Genomic DNA, 14834 nt, shown 5'->3' with positions numbered 1-14834 from the left:
TCGGTTCCTCCTGTTATTGTTTAAGTGAGATTGCCGCGCTCAATGCGAGAACGGGTAGAGTTTCCAGTACGCCTTGATCTGCCGCCAGCGATGCGCGAGCCCGTCGGGCTCGAACATCAGGAACGCGATGATGATCACCCCGATCGCGATCTCACGCAGGAAGGTGATGTTGTTATTGAGCGACAACGCCTTGTCGATCGCGCCGCCTTTCAAGTACAGGCTGATGAACTCCATGGTCTCAGGCAGCAGCACCACGAACGCAGTGCCCATCAGCGTGCCCATGATCGAACCGGTGCCGCCGATGATGATCATGGCCAGGAACAGGATCGAGCGCTCGATGCCGAAACCTTCCTGGGAGACCACGAGCTGGTAATGTGCGTAGAGCGCGCCGGCGATGCCAGCGAAGAAGGCGGCAAGGCCAAACGACAGGGTGCGGTATTTGGTGAGGTTGATGCCCATGATCTCGGCGGAGAGATAATGGTCGCGGATCGCCACCAGCGCGCGGCCGTCGCGCGTGCGCATCAGGTTGGTGACGAGGATGTAGCTCAGGAGCACATAGGCGAGCACGACGTAGAAATATTGTTTATCGCCGCGCAGCGTATAGCCGAAGATCGAAAACGGCTCGGCGCTCGCCGGCACCGACCCGCCGGAGAACCATTCGGCGCGGGAGAAGAAGTCGAGCAGGATGTATTGCGCGGCCAGGGTCGCGATGACGAGATAGAGGCCCTTCAGCCGTGCGGCCGGGATGCCGAAGATCAATCCGACCAGCGCGGTGACGACGCCGGCGAGCGGAATCGCGAAGAACACCGGGATCGGCGCGTTGTTGGAGATGTAGGCCGAGGTGAAGGCGCCGAGCAGGAAGAAGGCGGCATGCCCGATCGAGATCTGGCCGGTGAAGCCGACCAGGATGTTGAGGCCGAGCGCCGCGATCGAGAAGATGCCGATCTGGATCAGGATGCTGAGCCAGTAGCCGCTGAAGAATTGCGGCGCGAGGCACAGCAGCAGCACGCCCGCAATCGCGAAATTGCGGCTGGTCGTGGTCGGAAAGATCGTGGTGTCGGCCGCGTAGGAGGTGCGGAAGTCACCAGCGGGAATGAGGGCAGGGCCGGCCATGGGTCAGATCCGCTCGATGTCGTGGGTGCCGAACAGGCCGTAGGGCTTGATCATCAGCACGATGATAAGGACGTAGAACGGTGCGATTTCGTAGAGATTGCCCCAATGCAGATACTGGCTGTCGACATATTGGGCGGCGTTCTCGAGGAGCCCGATGATGATGCCCCCGAGTACGGCGCCGCCGACGGAATCGAGCCCGCCAAGGATCGCAGCCGGAAACACCTTGATGCCGTAGGCGGCAAGGCCCGACGAGACGCCGTTGACGACCGCAACCACGACGCCCGCGACGGCCGAGACTGTCGCCGAGATCGCCCAGGCCATCGCGAACACGCTTTTCACGGAGATGCCGAGCGACTGCGCGACCTGCTGGTTGAACGCGGTGGCGCGCATGGCGAGGCCGTATTTCGAGGCGCGGAAGAACCAGGCCATGCCGATCATCATCGCGACCGAGACCACGAGACTCATCACATAGACGGTCTGGATCTGGAGGCCGAACAGGCTGACGGACTGGCTCTCGAACACGCGCGGGAACGGCTGCGGATTGACGCCGAACATCCATTTCAGCGTGGCCTGGAGCACGGTGGACAGGCCGATCGTCACCATGATGACCGATATGATCGGCTCGCCGATCATCGGCCGCAGGATCAGCACCTGCACAGCGATGCCGAACACGAACATAAACACCAGCGTGATCGGCATGCCGATCCAGAACGGCACTTGGTATTTGGCGAGCAGCGCCCAGCACACCCAGGCGCCGACCAGCAGCAATTCACCTTGCGCGAAATTGACGACCTGCGTCGCCTTGTAGATCAGCACGAACGACATCGCGACCACGCCATAGAGCGTGCCGACCACGAGGCCGTTGACCAGGAGCTGGATGAGGAAGGCGGTGTTCATGTATGGTCTCCTGCTGCACCCACATCGTCATTGCGAGCGCAGCGAAGCAATCCAGTATCTTTCCGCGGAAACAGTCTGGATTGCTTCGCTGCGCTCGCAATGACGGAGTGCACATGGGATAGCGCTGCCGCGAGCGGGGAGAGGCGAAGAGCAGCGCCGCTTGCCACAGACACCCGTATCACTCCGCGGCCTCCGCCATGTGCCCGTGTCCGCCGAGGTCGACGACGCGCAGCGTCGTTCGCACGCGCTGCGTGGTGCCGTCCTGGAAGCGGATGACAGTGTCGACGGGGATGTCGGAATCGCCGCGGTAGATCGCGTCGATGATGCCTTCGTACTTCTCGTTGATGACGCCGCGGCGCACCTTTCTCGTGCGGGTGAGCTCGCCGTCGTCGGCGTCCAGCTCCTTGTAGAGCAAGAGGAAGCGCGAGATGCGCTGGGCGGGCGGCAGCGTGGCGTTGACGGTCTCGACCTCCTTTTGCAGCAGCGCGTAGACCTCGGGGCGCGAGGCGAGGTCGCTGTAGGTCGTGAAGGAGAGGCGGTTCTTCTCCGCCCATTTCGAGATGATGGAGTAGCGGATGCAGATCATCGCGGCGAGCGCGTCGCGGCCCGCGCCCAGCACCACGGCTTCGGCGATATAGGGCGAGAATTTCAGCTTGTTCTCGATGAACTGCGGCGAGAAGCGCTCGCCGCGTGAGGTCTCGGCGAGATCCTTGATGCGGTCGATGACGACGAGCTGCCGGTTGGCATTGAAATAGCCGGCATCGCCCGACAGCATCCAGCCGTCCCTGATGTCGGCGACGCTCGCTTCCGGGTTCTTGTAGTACCCCAGGAACATGTTGGGATGCCGCACCACGATCTCGCCGACGCCGTGGACGTCGGCATTGTCGATGCGGATCTCGACGTTGTCGGCCATCGGCACGCCCGTCGTATCAGGATCGACCTTGCCCTCGGGATGCAGCGTGTAGGCACCCAGCAGCTCGGTCTGGCCGTAGAGCGTGCGCAGCGGCACGCCCATGGCCTGGAAGAACTTGAAGGTATCGGGCCCGAGCGCCGCGCCACCGGTGGCGGCCGAGCGCAGGCGGGTGAAGCCGAGGCGGTCGCGCAGCGCGCGGAACAGGATGGCGTCGGCAAAGCCGGAGCGCTTGCCCTGCTCGAGCGCAGCGAGGCCCGACTTCATGCCGATGTCGAACAGGCGCTGCTTGAGGGACGTCGCATCCATCACCTTGGCGCGGACGTCGGCGGCGATGGATTCCCAGACCCGTGGGGCAAAGAGCACGAAGGTCGGCGCGATCTCGCGCAGATCGTTCATCATCGTGTCGGGCTCTTCGACGAAGTTGATCTTCATCCGGCAGAGCAGGCCTTTGCCGAGCACGTAGACCTGCTCCATGATCCAGGGCAGCGGCAGCACCGAGACATATTCGTCGTCGGGACCTTTGGGGTCGAAGGCAAGATAGGTCGCGCAATGGCCGAGCACGCGGCCGGCGGCGAGCATTGCGAGCTTTGGATGCGAGGTGGTGCCCGACGTGGTGCAGAGGATCGCGACGTCCTCGCCCTTGGTCGCATCGACCAGCTCGTCGTAAAGCCCCGGCTCGCGCGCGGCCCGGGCACGGCCGAGCTCGGCGAACTTCTCCGCCGACATCAGGCGCGGGTCGTCATATTTCCGCATACCGCGCGGATCGGAATAGATGATGTGCTTCAGCTTCGGGACGCGGTCGGCGAGCGTAAGCAGCTTGTCCACCTGCTCCTCGTCTTCGGCGAAGACCAGCTGCGCCTCGCCATAATTGAGGAGATAGGAGGCCTCCTCGTCCAGCACGTCGCGATAGAGCCCGAGGCTGAGGCCGCCGATCGCATGCGTTGCGACCTCTGCAGCCACCCAGTCCGGCCGGTTGTCGCCGATGATGCCGACGACGTCGCCGCGGCCAAGGCCGAGCTCGATGAGGCCGAGCGCGAAGTCGCGCACGCGCCTCTGGTAGTCGTTCCAGGTGAAGATGCGCCAGAGCCCGAGATCCTTCTCACGCAACGCGATCTCGTTGCCGTGCTCTTTTGCATTGAGCCGCAGCATCTTCGGATAGGTGTCGGCCTGTGCGACGCGGCCTGCATAATCCATCATGCCGCGCTCTCCTGCGCCGGTGGAGCATCGTCGGGATCGACCAGCGCCTCGTCCTCTTCACCAAGATAGGCGCGCTTGACGTGGGGATCGGCGAGCACCGCGCCCGGATCGCCCTCGGCGATCTTGCGGCCGAAATCCAGCACCATGACGCGGTGGGAGATGTCCATCACCACGCCCATGTCGTGCTCGATCATCACCACTGTCATCCCGAACTCCTCGTTGAGATCGACGATGTAGCGGGCCATGTCCTCCTTCTCCTCGAAGTTCATGCCGGCCATCGGCTCATCGAGGAGGATGAGGCGTGGCTCCAGCGCCATGGCGCGGGCGAGCTCGACGCGCTTGCGCAGGCCGTAGGAGAGGGTGCCGGCGGTCGCCTTGCGCACCGACTGCAGATCGAGGAAGTCGATGATCTCTTCCACCTTGCGGCGGTGCTCGAGCTCTTCCTTGCGCGCGCCGGTAAGCCAGTACAGCGATCCCGTGAGGAAGTTGTTCTTCAGGAGGTGATGGCGCCCGACCATGATGTTGTCGAGCACGCTCATGTGGTGGAACAGCGCCAGATTCTGGAAGGTGCGGCCGATGCCGAGCGAAGCGCGGGCATTCGGCGTCAAACCGGTGATATCGCGATCGCCATAGAACAGCTGGCCTTCGGTCGGCTTGTAGCGACCGGAAATACAGTTCACGATCGAGGTCTTGCCGGCGCCATTGGGGCCGATGATCGAGAACAGCTCGCCTTCCTTGATGGCGAAGCTGACATCGGTCAGCGCACGGACGCCGCCGAATCGCAAGGACACGCCGCGCACTTCGAGACTGGTAGCCACCAAACGAATCCCTCCCGGTGATGGCGCTTGATTGGCGCTCTTCGTCGGTTCCTGTCGGGCGATCCTAGTACGGCCGTGCCGGTCAGACCATGCACATTGGTCTCGACCGGACCGGCGCGGCGCTCGCTCCCTTTCGGGATCAAAAGCCGCACCACCCGAGGTGGCTCTCAATAGGGGAAAGCGTTATTTTGAAATGTCTCCGGCCTGACAATTCTGCGACAAAGTTTTTCGGACCGAGGCCGCCTCCATCTTTCGTCGGATGCCTGGGCGGAATGGTGATGCTGCAGCGCAGCATAAGGACGGGGTGTCGACACGGTGCGGCTGACTTCGAGGTTATGATTTCAGAGGATCATCTGAGGCGCATCGCCGCCTGGTCGCGCGAACTCGCGCAAGCGGAGATCGAGGTCGCTCGCGCCGGAATCACGGAGCGGTCCTACGGCACCGGCGAGACCGTGTTCATGCGCGGTGATACGTTCGACTATTGGGCCGGCATGGTCTTTGGCCTGGCCCGGATGGGCGGGGTGTCGCGCGACGGCAAGGAGACCAGCCTTGCCGGGCTCACGGCGGGGGCCTGGTTCGGTGAGGGCAGCGTGCTCAAGAATGAGCCGCGCCGCTACGACGTGGTGGCGCTACGTAGCAGCCGCGTCGCGCTGATGGAGCGCAGCGCCTTCATGTGGCTGTTCGAGAACAGCGTCGGCTTCAACCGCTTCCTGGTGCGACAGCTCAACGAGCGGCTCGGTCAGTTCATCGGCATGCTCGAGGTCAACCGCACGCTCGATGCGACCTCGCGGCTTGCCCGCAGCATCGCCTCGCTGTTCAACCCGATCCTCTATCCGGAATCGACCGCGCATCTGGAGATCACCCAGGAGGAGATCGGGGCGCTCTCCGGCATGTCGCGCCAGAACGCCAACCGCGCGCTGAACCGGCTGGAGAAAGAGGGGCTGCTGCGGCTGGAATATGGCGGCGTCACCATTCTTAATGTCGAACGGCTGCGCGGGTATGGGGATTAGCGCGTGTTGGCGGGGGCGTGCAGCGGCCAGAGATCGGCGCGCCAGCGGATCGCGATCGCCAGCATCGCGATGAAGCCCGCGGCGGCGTAGAGCGAACCCGTCGCTGAATAGCCGATGGTGTCGATCAGGCTGCCGGCCGCGAGCAATCCGAGCGGCAGGCCGTAGATCACCATCATGCGCACGCCCATCACGCGGCCGCGCAGATGGGCGCTCGCCGTGCGCATCAGGATCACGGCCGCCGAGATCATCGACATGCTCTGGGCGATGCCGGCGAGAACGAGGCAGGCCATCGCCACCGGCATGGTCCTGATCTCGACGAACACCAGCAGCATGGCGTACCAGGCCAGCGTCGCGCCGATCAGCAGCCGGGCGATACGCAGTCCGCCGACCAGGCTGAGCGTGATCGAGCCGATCAGCGAGCCGACGGCGAAGCTTGCCGAGAGATAGCCGAGACCGGTCTGGTCGGTGTGAAAGATTTCGCGCGCGATGTAGGGCAGCAATCCTCCGGTGAAGGGAAACGCGGTGAGATTGGCGAGGAATGCGACGCACAGCGCGGCGCCCATTCCAGGGCCATTCCAGGCGTAGACAATCCCTTCCTTCAGCTCGTCGAGCAGTTTTGAAACAGCGCGGCTGCTCGCCGGCAGGTCCGTCGTGGCAACGGTCCGTTCCGGCCGGGTCAGGCAGGACATGAGAATCGCGGCCAAGAAATAGAGGCTTGCGACCGCCGCATAGACGAGGCCAATGCCGAGTACGGCAAACAGTCCGGCTCCGGTCAGCGCTCCGGCAATGCGGGCGCTATCCTGGGTCGTGCGCGACAGGCTGATTGCGCCGACCAGCTGCTCGGCCGGCATGATGTCGGCGAGCAGCGCGCTGCGAAGGCCGAGATCGGAGGAGCGGATCAGGCCCATGATCGTCACGATGATCATGACGTTGAGCGGCGCCATGTGCCCGGTCATCGCCAGCACCATGATGGTCGAGGCCAGCGCCGTATAGGTGAGGCGCAGCACGACGAGGAGATCGCGATGCCCCACGCGGTCGCCGACCATTCCGAGCGCCGGTGCAATCAGCGTTCCCAGATATTGCAGCGAGGCGAGAATGGTCAGCAGCAGCACCGACCCGGTCTCGACCAGGATGTACCAGCCGAGCACCAGTGTTTCGATCTCGAAAGCCCAGGAGGTGAGCAGGTCGGACGGCCACTGGAAGCGATAGTTGCGAATGCGGAACGGTGCGAGCGCTGAAGGTCGCGCGCCTCTGCTCAAGAGGCGATGACGCGTGTCACGGCGATTCCCTGCTTTTGTTGTTTCTTCTTGCTGTTCGGCAACCTAGCGCTGACGGTGGGCCTGTCAATCACAGCCGCTGCAGGCCGCCCCCGCGCCCGGCTCCTACCTCGCTGCGCGTCCCGCCTTCCGCTCCGCCAGTGCACTCGCCATCGCCGAGATCAGCGGACGCATGAAAAAGGCTTCATCGGCCGGCGAGACGTCAGTGCGCAAACCGTGCGCGGCGAGCTCACCAGAGACTGCCGGGCCGACAGACGCGATCAGCGTGCGTTCGAGGCCGGCCCGCAGCTTCGCCTCGCTGCCATGCGCCCTGGCGGCTTCGATCAGGCGGCGGACCTGCCCGAGGTTGGTCAGTGCGATCGAATCGATCCGGCCCTCCGCCATGTCGTCGATGGCGGTGATGATGTTGGCGTCCGCGGCCTTGGAATCGTAAACATAAGGAAGCACGGTGTCGACCTCGGCGCCTTGCGCTGATAGCGCGCCGGTCAGCGCGCTGTGGTCCTTGTCGGGATAGAGCTGCAGGCCAAGCCGATGCCCTTTTAGGTCGAGCCTGCCCAGCATCTCGATCACACCCTCGGTGGTCGGCTTTTCCGTGGTCTGCTGCGCTTCGAGGGCAATCTCGCGCAGCGCCTTTCCCGGCTTCGGTCCGCGGGTGAATTTTCGCGATCGGGCAAGGGAGGCGACCATGGCCTGGTCGAGCCCGCGGGCCCGCGCGAGCTTCATGATCCGCCGCAGGCCTTCGCCGGTCATCAGCACGAGGTCGTCGAAGGGCCTGTCGATGGCACGGCGGATCCAGGCCTCGACGGGAGCGGGGTCCGGCGCATCCACGATGGTGAACATCGGGCACTGCACGACATCGGCGCCTTGCTCGGCCAGCAGCTTCGAGAACTGCGCCTCCTCGCGCGTTTCCAGGATCAGGATGCGGGTGCCGTTCAAGCGGTCGGCCATGGGCGTGCTCCGGTGGTAAATCGCAAGCGTCCGTTTATCCTGACTCTTCGTCCGGGATTGGCGCAAGGCCAGCGTCGGTGCTAGAGCAGGACGCAAATCGCGGGGTGTTCCGCGGCCGTTGCACAAACCTTCATCAAGAGCCAAGCGCATTCATCAAGATGCCCGACCATCAATATGTCCTGACCCTGTCCTGTCCGGATCGCCCCGGCATCGTCTCGGCGGTGTCCACCTTCCTGGCCCATAACGGACAGAACATTCTCGATGCCCAGCAGTTCGACGACGTCGAGACCAAGAAGTTCTTCATGCGCGTGGTGTTCACCGCGGCAGATCTCGCCGTGGAGCTCGCAGCGCTCCAGACCGGCTTTGCCGCGATCGCCGAGCGGTTCGGCATGGAATGGCAGATGCGCGACCGCGCCGCGCATCGCAAGGTGATGCTGCTGGTCTCGAAGTCCGACCATTGCCTGGTCGACATCCTCTATCGCTGGCGTACCGGCGAGTTGCCGATGACGCTTGCGGCGATCGTCTCCAACCATCCGCGCGAAGTCTATGACGGGCTCGATTTCGGCGGCATCCCGTTCCACCATTTGCCGATTACCAAGGAGACTAAGCGGGAGCAGGAGGCGCACATCATGGATCTCGTCGGCAAGACAAAGACCGATCTCGTCGTGCTCGCCCGCTACATGCAGATCCTGTCGGACGACCTGTCGGCGAAGCTCTCGGGGCGCTGCATCAACATCCACCACTCGTTCCTGCCTGGCTTCAAGGGCGCAAAACCCTATCACCAGGCGCACGAGCGCGGGGTGAAGCTGATCGGCGCCACCGCGCATTACGTCACGCGCGACCTCGACGAAGGCCCGATCATCGACCAGGACGTCGAGCGCATCAGCCACCGCGACACGCCGGAAGATCTCGTCCGCAAGGGCCGCGACATCGAACGCCGCGTACTGGCCCGCGCGATCCGTTACCATCTCGACGACCGCGTCATCCTCAACGGCCGCAAGACGGTGGTGTTTATGGATTAGGGCACCGTCATTCCGGGTTTGCGCTTCGCGCGTCCCGGAATGACGCCGAGAGGCTAACGCACCGCGCCGGCCGACGTCGTCCCCGTCGTGCCTTTCTGCGCCTGCTCTTCCTTCTCGCGATCGGCCGCCGGCATCAGCCGCTTGCGTTCGCGTTCCTTCATGTAGGCGTCGTATTGCGGTGTGCCCGGTCGCGGCGGAGCATCGGCCGGCAGGCCGCCGGCCCATTGCGGGACGTAGTCACCCATGCCCGCCGAGAGCTTCTCGTTGACGGAGCCGCAGCCTCCAAGAGTGGAAGCCAGCAGTGCGACTGCGACAGCGATCGAAAGCGGACGGAACGGCATGAGCAACTTCTGTATCGGGCCGGATTGGCGAAGCGGCGGACTCTAGTCCTCAACGAATAAAATTGGCCTATTCGAAGACCGATTTCTTTGTATACATAAAGGTGTTATAATACCGTTATTATCCCCTTGCGGGCGCTACTGCAGTTGATACGGTATACATCGCGTATTCATTGGTACGGAGGGAGCGAACGTCGGCCAGCAATGCCTTACGGCGCGACATTCGGGATGTTCAGATTCTGCAAATAAGAGGCGGAATTATCCATCCACGTCGTCGTGGGGCCTCCTAGACTGCCGCATCAGCAAGCCAGCGCCAGACTGGCCTGAGCAACGAAAAGGCTTTTTCGTTGACAGGACCATTATATTTGTACAATCGTACAAATCTCTCCCGCCGTCATTGGCTCGGACAAGCGGCTTGCGCCGAATGGTCGCCCAACGTCCGATTGACAACGGGGTTGCAGAGGACGCCATGTGGCCGCACGGCATGGCTTGTCCATAGGTGAAGCGCGGCAAGGACCGGGCACTCGGTCCGGCGCACAAGAGATCAGGAATGAAGGGGAGGGACATCTGATGTTCGAACGCAAGATTTTTTCGCGCACCGCAGCGGCGGCCGTCATCGCGGGCCTTGCGGCCGTCGCGTCGGCCAAAGCCGAGGACAGCGTCAAGGTCGGCCTGATCCTGCCGATGACCGGCGGCCAGGCTTCGACCGGCAAGCAGATCGAGAACGCGATCAAGCTCTACATGCAGCAGAAGGGCGACACCGTCGCCGGCAAGAAGATCGAGATCATCCTCAAGGACGATGCGGCGATTCCTGACAAGACCAAGACCGCCGCGCAGGAGCTGATCGTCAACGACAAGGTCAACTTCATCGCCGGCTTCGGCGTGACGCCCGCGGCGCTCGCGGCCGCGCCGCTGGCGACGCAAGCCAAGATCCCGGAAGTCGTGATGGCGGCCGGTACCTCGATCATCACCGAGCGCTCGCCCTATATCGTGCGCACCAGCTTCACGCTGGCGCAGTCCTCGACCATCATCGCCGACTGGGCGGTGAAGAATGGCATCAAGAAGGTCGCGACGCTGACCTCGGACTACGCCCCGGGCAATGACGCGCTCAACTTCTTCAAGCAGAACTTCACCGCGGGCGGCGGCGAGGTGGTCGAAGAGGTCAAGACGCCGCTCGCCAACCCCGACTTCGCGCCGTTCCTCCAGCGCATGAAGGATGCCAAGCCCGACGCCATCTTCGTGTTCGTGCCGGCGGGCCAGGGCGGCAACTTCATGAAGCAGTATGCCGAGCGCGGCCTCGACAAGGCCGGCATCAAGGTGATCGGGCCGGGCGACGTCACGGACGACGACCTGCTCAACAACATGGGCGACGCCGTGCTCGGCACGGTCACCGCGCATCTCTATTCCGCAGCGCATCCGTCCGCGATGAACAAGGACTTCGTCGCGGCCTACAAGAAGGCCTTCGGCAACCGCCCGGGCTTCATGGCGGTGAGCGGCTATGACGGTATCAACCTGATCTACGAGGCGCTGAAGAAGACCGGTGGCGACACCAACGGCGACAAGCTGATCGAGGCGATGAAGGGCCAGAAGTGGGAGAGCCCGCGGGGTCCGATCTCGATCGACCCCGAGACCCGCGACATCGTGCAGAACATCTACATCCGCAAGGTCGAGAAGGTCGACGGCGAGCTTTACAATGTCGAGTTCGCGACCTTCGAGGCCGTCAAGGATCTCGGCAAGACCAAGAAGTGACGCGCTTGCTTCACCTCTCCCGCTTGCGGGAGAGGTTGACGCGAAGCGTCGGGTGAGGGCTCTTTCCACTAGTGGACTGTCCCTTTGCGGAGACACCCTCTCCCCAACCCTCTCCCGCAAGCGGGAGAGGGAGCGCAGCACGGCCCTTGACCACACTTGAGATGACCTCGACCCCCGATGACCGCGATCCTCACCAATTTGTTCGATGGCGTTGCCTACGGCATGCTGCTGTTCGTGCTCGCCTGCGGTCTCGCGGTCACGCTCGGCCTGATGAACTTCGTCAACCTCGCCCATGGCGCCTTCGCCATGGCCGGCGGCTATGTCTGCATGGTGCTGGTCAACCGGATGGGCTGGCCGTTCTTCGCTGCGCTGCCGCTTGCCTTCGTCTCGTCGGCTGCAATCGGCATCGCGCTGGAGCGCACGCTCTACCGACATCTCTATACGCGCAGTCATCTCGACCAGGTGCTGTTCACCATCGGCCTGACTTTCATGTCGGTCGCAGCCGTCGACTACATCCAGGGCTCCTCGCGCGTGTTCATCAATCTGCCGGCCGTGCTCCAGGGCCAGTTCGACGTGTTCGGCGTCGGCATCGGCCGCTACCGGCTGATGATCATCGTCATCTGCGGCCTGCTCACCATTGGCCTGCAGATGGTGCTGACCAAGACCCGCTTCGGCAGCCGCCTGCGCGCCGCGGTCGATGACCCGCGCGCCGCGAGCGGCCTCGGCATCAACGTGCCGCAGGTGTTCGCCTTCACCTTTGCCTTCGGCTGCGGGCTGGCCGGACTCGGTGGCGCGCTCAGCGCCGAGATCCTCGGCCTCGATCCGTATTTCCCGCTGAAGTTCATGATCTACTTCCTGATCGTGGTCACGGTCGGCGGCTCATCCTCGATCACCGGTCCGTTCCTGGCCTCCCTTCTGCTCGGCATGGGCGACGTCGCCGGCAAGTATTACGTGCCGAAGATGGGCCCCTTCGTGATCTACACCATGATGATCGTGATCCTGATCTGGCGCCCGAACGGTCTGTTCGGCCGCACGGCCGCGCGTTGAGTTCGCCGATGACCGCCTCCTCCGACGTCGGTTTTCACGCCCAGCGCCAGGCGCGCTGGCACTACGGCGAATTCGCCTTCTGGCTCGTCGTGCTGGCCTGCGGCTTTCTGTTTCCCACGCGCTATCTGATCATGACCGACATCCTGCGCCTCGCGCTATTTGCGATGTCGCTCGATCTCATCCTCGGCTATGCCGGTATCGTCTCGCTCGGCCACGCCGCCTTCTTCGGCGTCGGCGCCTATGCCGCGGGACTGCTTGCCCTGCATGGGATCATCAACGAGCCGGTGCTCGCGCTCATCGTCGCCGGCCTTGCCGCGATGGTGCTCGGTTTCGCCACCAGCTTCCTGGTGATCCGCGGCGTCGACCTGACGCGCCTGATGGTGACGCTCGGCATCGCGCTGCTGCTGGAAGCTCTCGCCGAGCGCTTCTCCAACATCACCGGCGGCACTGACGGCCTGCAGGGCATCGAGATGCAGCCGATCTTCGGCGAGATCCCGTTCGACATGTTCGGCAAAGCCGGCTTCTTCTATTCGCTGGCCGTGCTGTTCGTGCTGTTCCTGTTCGCCCGCCGCATCGTGCATTCGCCGTTCGGCCTCTCGCTGCGCGCGATCAAGAACAATCCCTTGCGCGCCGCCGCCATCGGCATACCCGTCAACCGCCGACTGATCGCGATCTACACGCTCGCGGCATTCTATGCCGGCATTGCGGGCGCGCTGTTCACCCAGACCACCGCGATCGCCTCGCTCGACGTGTTCGCCTTCGAACGCTCCGCCGACCTCATGCTGGTGCTCGTGATCGGCGGCACCGGCTATCTCTATGGCGGACTGGTCGGCGCGGTGGTGTTCCGCATGCTCCAGGAATTGTTCTCAACCATCACGCCGCAATACTGGCAGTTCTGGATCGGCCTCGTGCTGGTCGTGATCGTGCTGGTCGGCCGCCAACGCCTGCATCGCTGGGTGCTGTATGTGCCGAACCTGGTGATCAAGCAGGTTGCGGGACGTAAATCTGTCGTCGCCGTGCCGGAGAGCGACGCATGACCATCGCGCTCGAAACCCAAAATCTCGAGAAGACCTTTGGCGGCCTGCGCGTCACCCGCGATCTCTCGCTCAAGATCGAGCAGGGCGCCCGCCATGCGTTGATCGGCCCCAACGGCGCCGGCAAGACCACGGTCATCAACCAGCTCACCGGTGTGCTGAAGCCGAACTCGGGCCGCATCCTGCTCGAAGGCCAGGACATCGCCGATCTGCCCGTGCACAAGCGCGTGCTGCGGGGCCTGTCGCGCACCTTCCAGATCAACCAGCTCTATCCCGACCTGACCCCGCTCGAGACCATCGGTCTTGCGGTCTCAGAGCGCCTCGGCCACGGCGGCGACTGGTGGCGGCGGATGGGCACGCGCAGCGACGTCAACGGCGAGATCGCCGAGTTGCTGACACGCTTCCACCTGCTCGACGTGATGAACGAGCAGACCGTAACGCTTCCTTACGGCAAGCAGCGCCTGCTCGAGATCGCGGTCGCCATCGCCGCAAAGCCGCGCGTGCTGCTGCTCGACGAGCCCGCCGCCGGCGTGCCCGAGAGCGAGCGGCACGACATTCTCGCCGTGGTGGGCAGCCTGCCGCGCGACGTCACGGTGCTGCTGATCGAGCACGACATGGATCTCGTCTTCTCCTTTGCCGACCGCATCTCGGTGCTGGTCTCTGGCGCGCTGCTGACCGAGGGCCCGCCCGAGCAGGTCGCGCGCGATCCGCAGGTCAAGGCGGTCTATCTCGGCGAGGAGGCGGTCAATGTCTGACCTGCTCGCGATCGATGCCCTGCGCGCCGGCTATGGCGAGGCAGTGGTGCTGCCGAAGATGAGCCTGAGCCTCGCCGAGGGGCAGGTGCTGGCGCTGCTCGGGCGCAACGGCACCGGCAAGACCACGCTGATCAATTCCATCGTCGGCGTCACCCGCCGCTTCTCGGGCACGGTCGCACTGGCCGGCATTGACGTCACCTCGCTCCGGCCCGACCAGCGGGCGCGCGCCGGCATCGGCTGGGTGCCGCAGGAGCGCAACATCTTCCGCTCGCTCACCGTGGAAGAAAACATGACCGCTGTGGCCCAGCCGGGTCCCTGGACGGTGGAGAAGGTCTACGAAATGTTTCCGCGGCTGAAGGAACGGCGGAGCAATTTCGGCAATCAGCTCTCCGGCGGCGAGCAGCAGATGCTGGCGATCGGCCGCGCGCTGACCCTCAACCCGAAGGTCCTGCTGCTGGACGAGCCGACCGAGGGCCTTGCCCCCATCATCGTCGAGGAGTTGCTCAAAGCGATCGGGACCATCACCCGGGCAGGGGGTATCTGCTCGATCATCGTCGAGCAGAATGCCCAAAAGATTCTGGGGCTCGCCGACCGCGTTGTGATATTGGAGCGCGGAACCATCGTCCACGACGCTCCGAGCGCCGCGTTGAAGGCTGACCCGTCGGTCCTGGAGCGGCACCTCGGTGTCGCAGGGGCGGCCCACTGATCCCTCCACT

General features: G+C 63.9%; 14 protein-coding genes. 7 read left to right on the top strand and 7 right to left on the bottom strand.

The genetic code is table 11. From position 1 onward, the window contains the following. Nucleotides 1-39: 39 nt before the first annotated feature. The 4 genes from A5906_RS37210 to A5906_RS37195 form a co-directional block, all read right to left on the bottom strand. Nucleotides 40-1113 (bottom strand): branched-chain amino acid ABC transporter permease, encoded by a 1074-nt coding sequence (locus A5906_RS37210; protein WP_080140080.1) that lies wholly within the window; start codon nt 1111-1113, stop codon nt 40-42. 3 nt (nt 1114-1116) lie between these two features. After that, nucleotides 1117-2010, bottom strand: coding sequence for a branched-chain amino acid ABC transporter permease (locus tag A5906_RS37205; protein WP_080140079.1), 894 nt, complete (start codon nt 2008-2010; stop codon nt 1117-1119). Between the two features lie 178 nt (nt 2011-2188). Further along, nucleotides 2189-4120 (bottom strand): long-chain fatty acid--CoA ligase, encoded by a 1932-nt coding sequence (locus A5906_RS37200; RefSeq protein WP_080140078.1) that lies wholly within the window; start codon nt 4118-4120, stop codon nt 2189-2191. Further along, nucleotides 4117-4938 (bottom strand): ABC transporter ATP-binding protein, encoded by an 822-nt coding sequence (locus A5906_RS37195; RefSeq protein WP_080140120.1) that lies wholly within the window; start codon nt 4936-4938, stop codon nt 4117-4119. The genes A5906_RS37200 and A5906_RS37195 overlap by 4 nt, the downstream gene beginning before the upstream one ends. Nucleotides 4939-5273: 335 nt before the next feature. On the opposite strand from A5906_RS37195, the gene A5906_RS37190 reads away from it, so the two are divergent. Then, nucleotides 5274-5948, top strand: a complete 675-nt coding sequence (locus A5906_RS37190) for a Crp/Fnr family transcriptional regulator (RefSeq protein ID WP_080140077.1) — start codon at nt 5274-5276, stop codon at nt 5946-5948. On the opposite strand, the gene A5906_RS37185 is transcribed toward A5906_RS37190, so the two are convergent. Together A5906_RS37185 and A5906_RS37180 are read right to left on the bottom strand one after the other, a co-directional pair. Then, nucleotides 5945-7207 (bottom strand): MFS transporter, encoded by a 1263-nt coding sequence (locus tag A5906_RS37185; protein WP_080140076.1) that lies wholly within the window; start codon nt 7205-7207, stop codon nt 5945-5947. The genes A5906_RS37190 and A5906_RS37185 overlap by 4 nt on opposite strands. A gap of 123 nt (nt 7208-7330) precedes the next feature. Further along, a complete protein-coding gene (locus tag A5906_RS37180) occupies nt 7331-8173 on the bottom strand; it encodes a uroporphyrinogen-III synthase (protein WP_080140075.1) in 843 nt (280 codons plus the stop codon). Between the two features lie 158 nt (nt 8174-8331). On the opposite strand from A5906_RS37180, the gene purU reads away from it, so the two are divergent. Next, on the top strand, nt 8332-9195 hold the full coding sequence (gene purU, locus A5906_RS37175; RefSeq protein ID WP_080140119.1) for a formyltetrahydrofolate deformylase: 864 nt from the start codon (nt 8332-8334) through the stop codon (nt 9193-9195). Between the two features lie 53 nt (nt 9196-9248). Here purU and A5906_RS37170 read toward each other — a convergent pair whose 3' ends face one another. Next, nucleotides 9249-9536 carry a hypothetical protein gene (locus A5906_RS37170; protein WP_080140074.1) on the bottom strand — a complete coding sequence of 96 codons (288 nt, stop codon included), beginning with the start codon at nt 9534-9536 and terminating at the stop codon, nt 9249-9251. A gap of 567 nt (nt 9537-10103) precedes the next feature. Between A5906_RS37170 and A5906_RS37165 the strand changes: the two genes are divergently transcribed. From A5906_RS37165 to A5906_RS37145, 5 genes are all read left to right on the top strand, one after another. Beyond that, nucleotides 10104-11282: an ABC transporter substrate-binding protein gene (locus A5906_RS37165; RefSeq protein WP_080140073.1), complete on the top strand. Its 1179-nt coding sequence runs from the start codon at nt 10104-10106 to the stop codon at nt 11280-11282. Nucleotides 11283-11459: 177 nt separating this feature from the next. Then, complete coding sequence (locus tag A5906_RS37160) at nt 11460-12329, top strand: branched-chain amino acid ABC transporter permease (RefSeq protein ID WP_080140072.1); 870 nt, start codon at nt 11460-11462, stop codon at nt 12327-12329. Between the two features lie 8 nt (nt 12330-12337). Then, complete coding sequence (locus A5906_RS37155; protein WP_080140071.1) at nt 12338-13366, top strand: branched-chain amino acid ABC transporter permease; 1029 nt, start codon at nt 12338-12340, stop codon at nt 13364-13366. Continuing rightward, complete coding sequence (locus tag A5906_RS37150) at nt 13363-14118, top strand: ABC transporter ATP-binding protein (protein ID WP_080140070.1); 756 nt, start codon at nt 13363-13365, stop codon at nt 14116-14118. The genes A5906_RS37155 and A5906_RS37150 overlap by 4 nt, the downstream gene beginning before the upstream one ends. Further along, nucleotides 14111-14824: an ABC transporter ATP-binding protein gene (locus A5906_RS37145; RefSeq protein ID WP_080140069.1), complete on the top strand. Its 714-nt coding sequence runs from the start codon at nt 14111-14113 to the stop codon at nt 14822-14824. The genes A5906_RS37150 and A5906_RS37145 overlap by 8 nt, the downstream gene beginning before the upstream one ends. The last annotated feature ends 10 nt before the right edge of the window (nt 14825-14834 follow it).

This window comes from Bradyrhizobium sacchari (genome assembly GCF_002068095.1).
Classification (GTDB): Bacteria; Pseudomonadota; Alphaproteobacteria; order Rhizobiales; family Xanthobacteraceae; genus Bradyrhizobium; species Bradyrhizobium sacchari.
The sequence above is the reverse complement of the archived record's forward strand: the minus strand, read 5'-3'. Positions and strand labels throughout refer to the sequence as shown.

Excerpts from the sequence above, each read along its gene's own strand:
- A5906_RS37210 (WP_080140080.1), bottom strand. The coding sequence starts at position 1,113 with ATGGCCGGCCCTGCCCTCATTCCCGCTGGTGACTTCCGCACCTCCTAC.
- A5906_RS37205 (WP_080140079.1), bottom strand. The coding sequence starts at position 2,010 with ATGAACACCGCCTTCCTCATCCAGCTCCTGGTCAACGGCCTCGTGGTC.
- A5906_RS37200 (WP_080140078.1), bottom strand. The coding sequence starts at position 4,120 with ATGATGGATTATGCAGGCCGCGTCGCACAGGCCGACACCTATCCGAAG.
- A5906_RS37190 (WP_080140077.1), top strand. The coding sequence starts at position 5,274 with ATGATTTCAGAGGATCATCTGAGGCGCATCGCCGCCTGGTCGCGCGAA.
- A5906_RS37180 (WP_080140075.1), bottom strand. The coding sequence starts at position 8,173 with ATGGCCGACCGCTTGAACGGCACCCGCATCCTGATCCTGGAAACGCGC.
- purU (WP_080140119.1), top strand. The coding sequence starts at position 8,332 with ATGCCCGACCATCAATATGTCCTGACCCTGTCCTGTCCGGATCGCCCC.
- A5906_RS37170 (WP_080140074.1), bottom strand. The coding sequence starts at position 9,536 with ATGCCGTTCCGTCCGCTTTCGATCGCTGTCGCAGTCGCACTGCTGGCT.
- A5906_RS37165 (WP_080140073.1), top strand. The coding sequence starts at position 10,104 with ATGTTCGAACGCAAGATTTTTTCGCGCACCGCAGCGGCGGCCGTCATC.
- A5906_RS37160 (WP_080140072.1), top strand. The coding sequence starts at position 11,460 with ATGACCGCGATCCTCACCAATTTGTTCGATGGCGTTGCCTACGGCATG.
- A5906_RS37155 (WP_080140071.1), top strand. The coding sequence starts at position 12,338 with ATGACCGCCTCCTCCGACGTCGGTTTTCACGCCCAGCGCCAGGCGCGC.
- A5906_RS37150 (WP_080140070.1), top strand. The coding sequence starts at position 13,363 with ATGACCATCGCGCTCGAAACCCAAAATCTCGAGAAGACCTTTGGCGGC.
- A5906_RS37145 (WP_080140069.1), top strand. The coding sequence starts at position 14,111 with ATGTCTGACCTGCTCGCGATCGATGCCCTGCGCGCCGGCTATGGCGAG.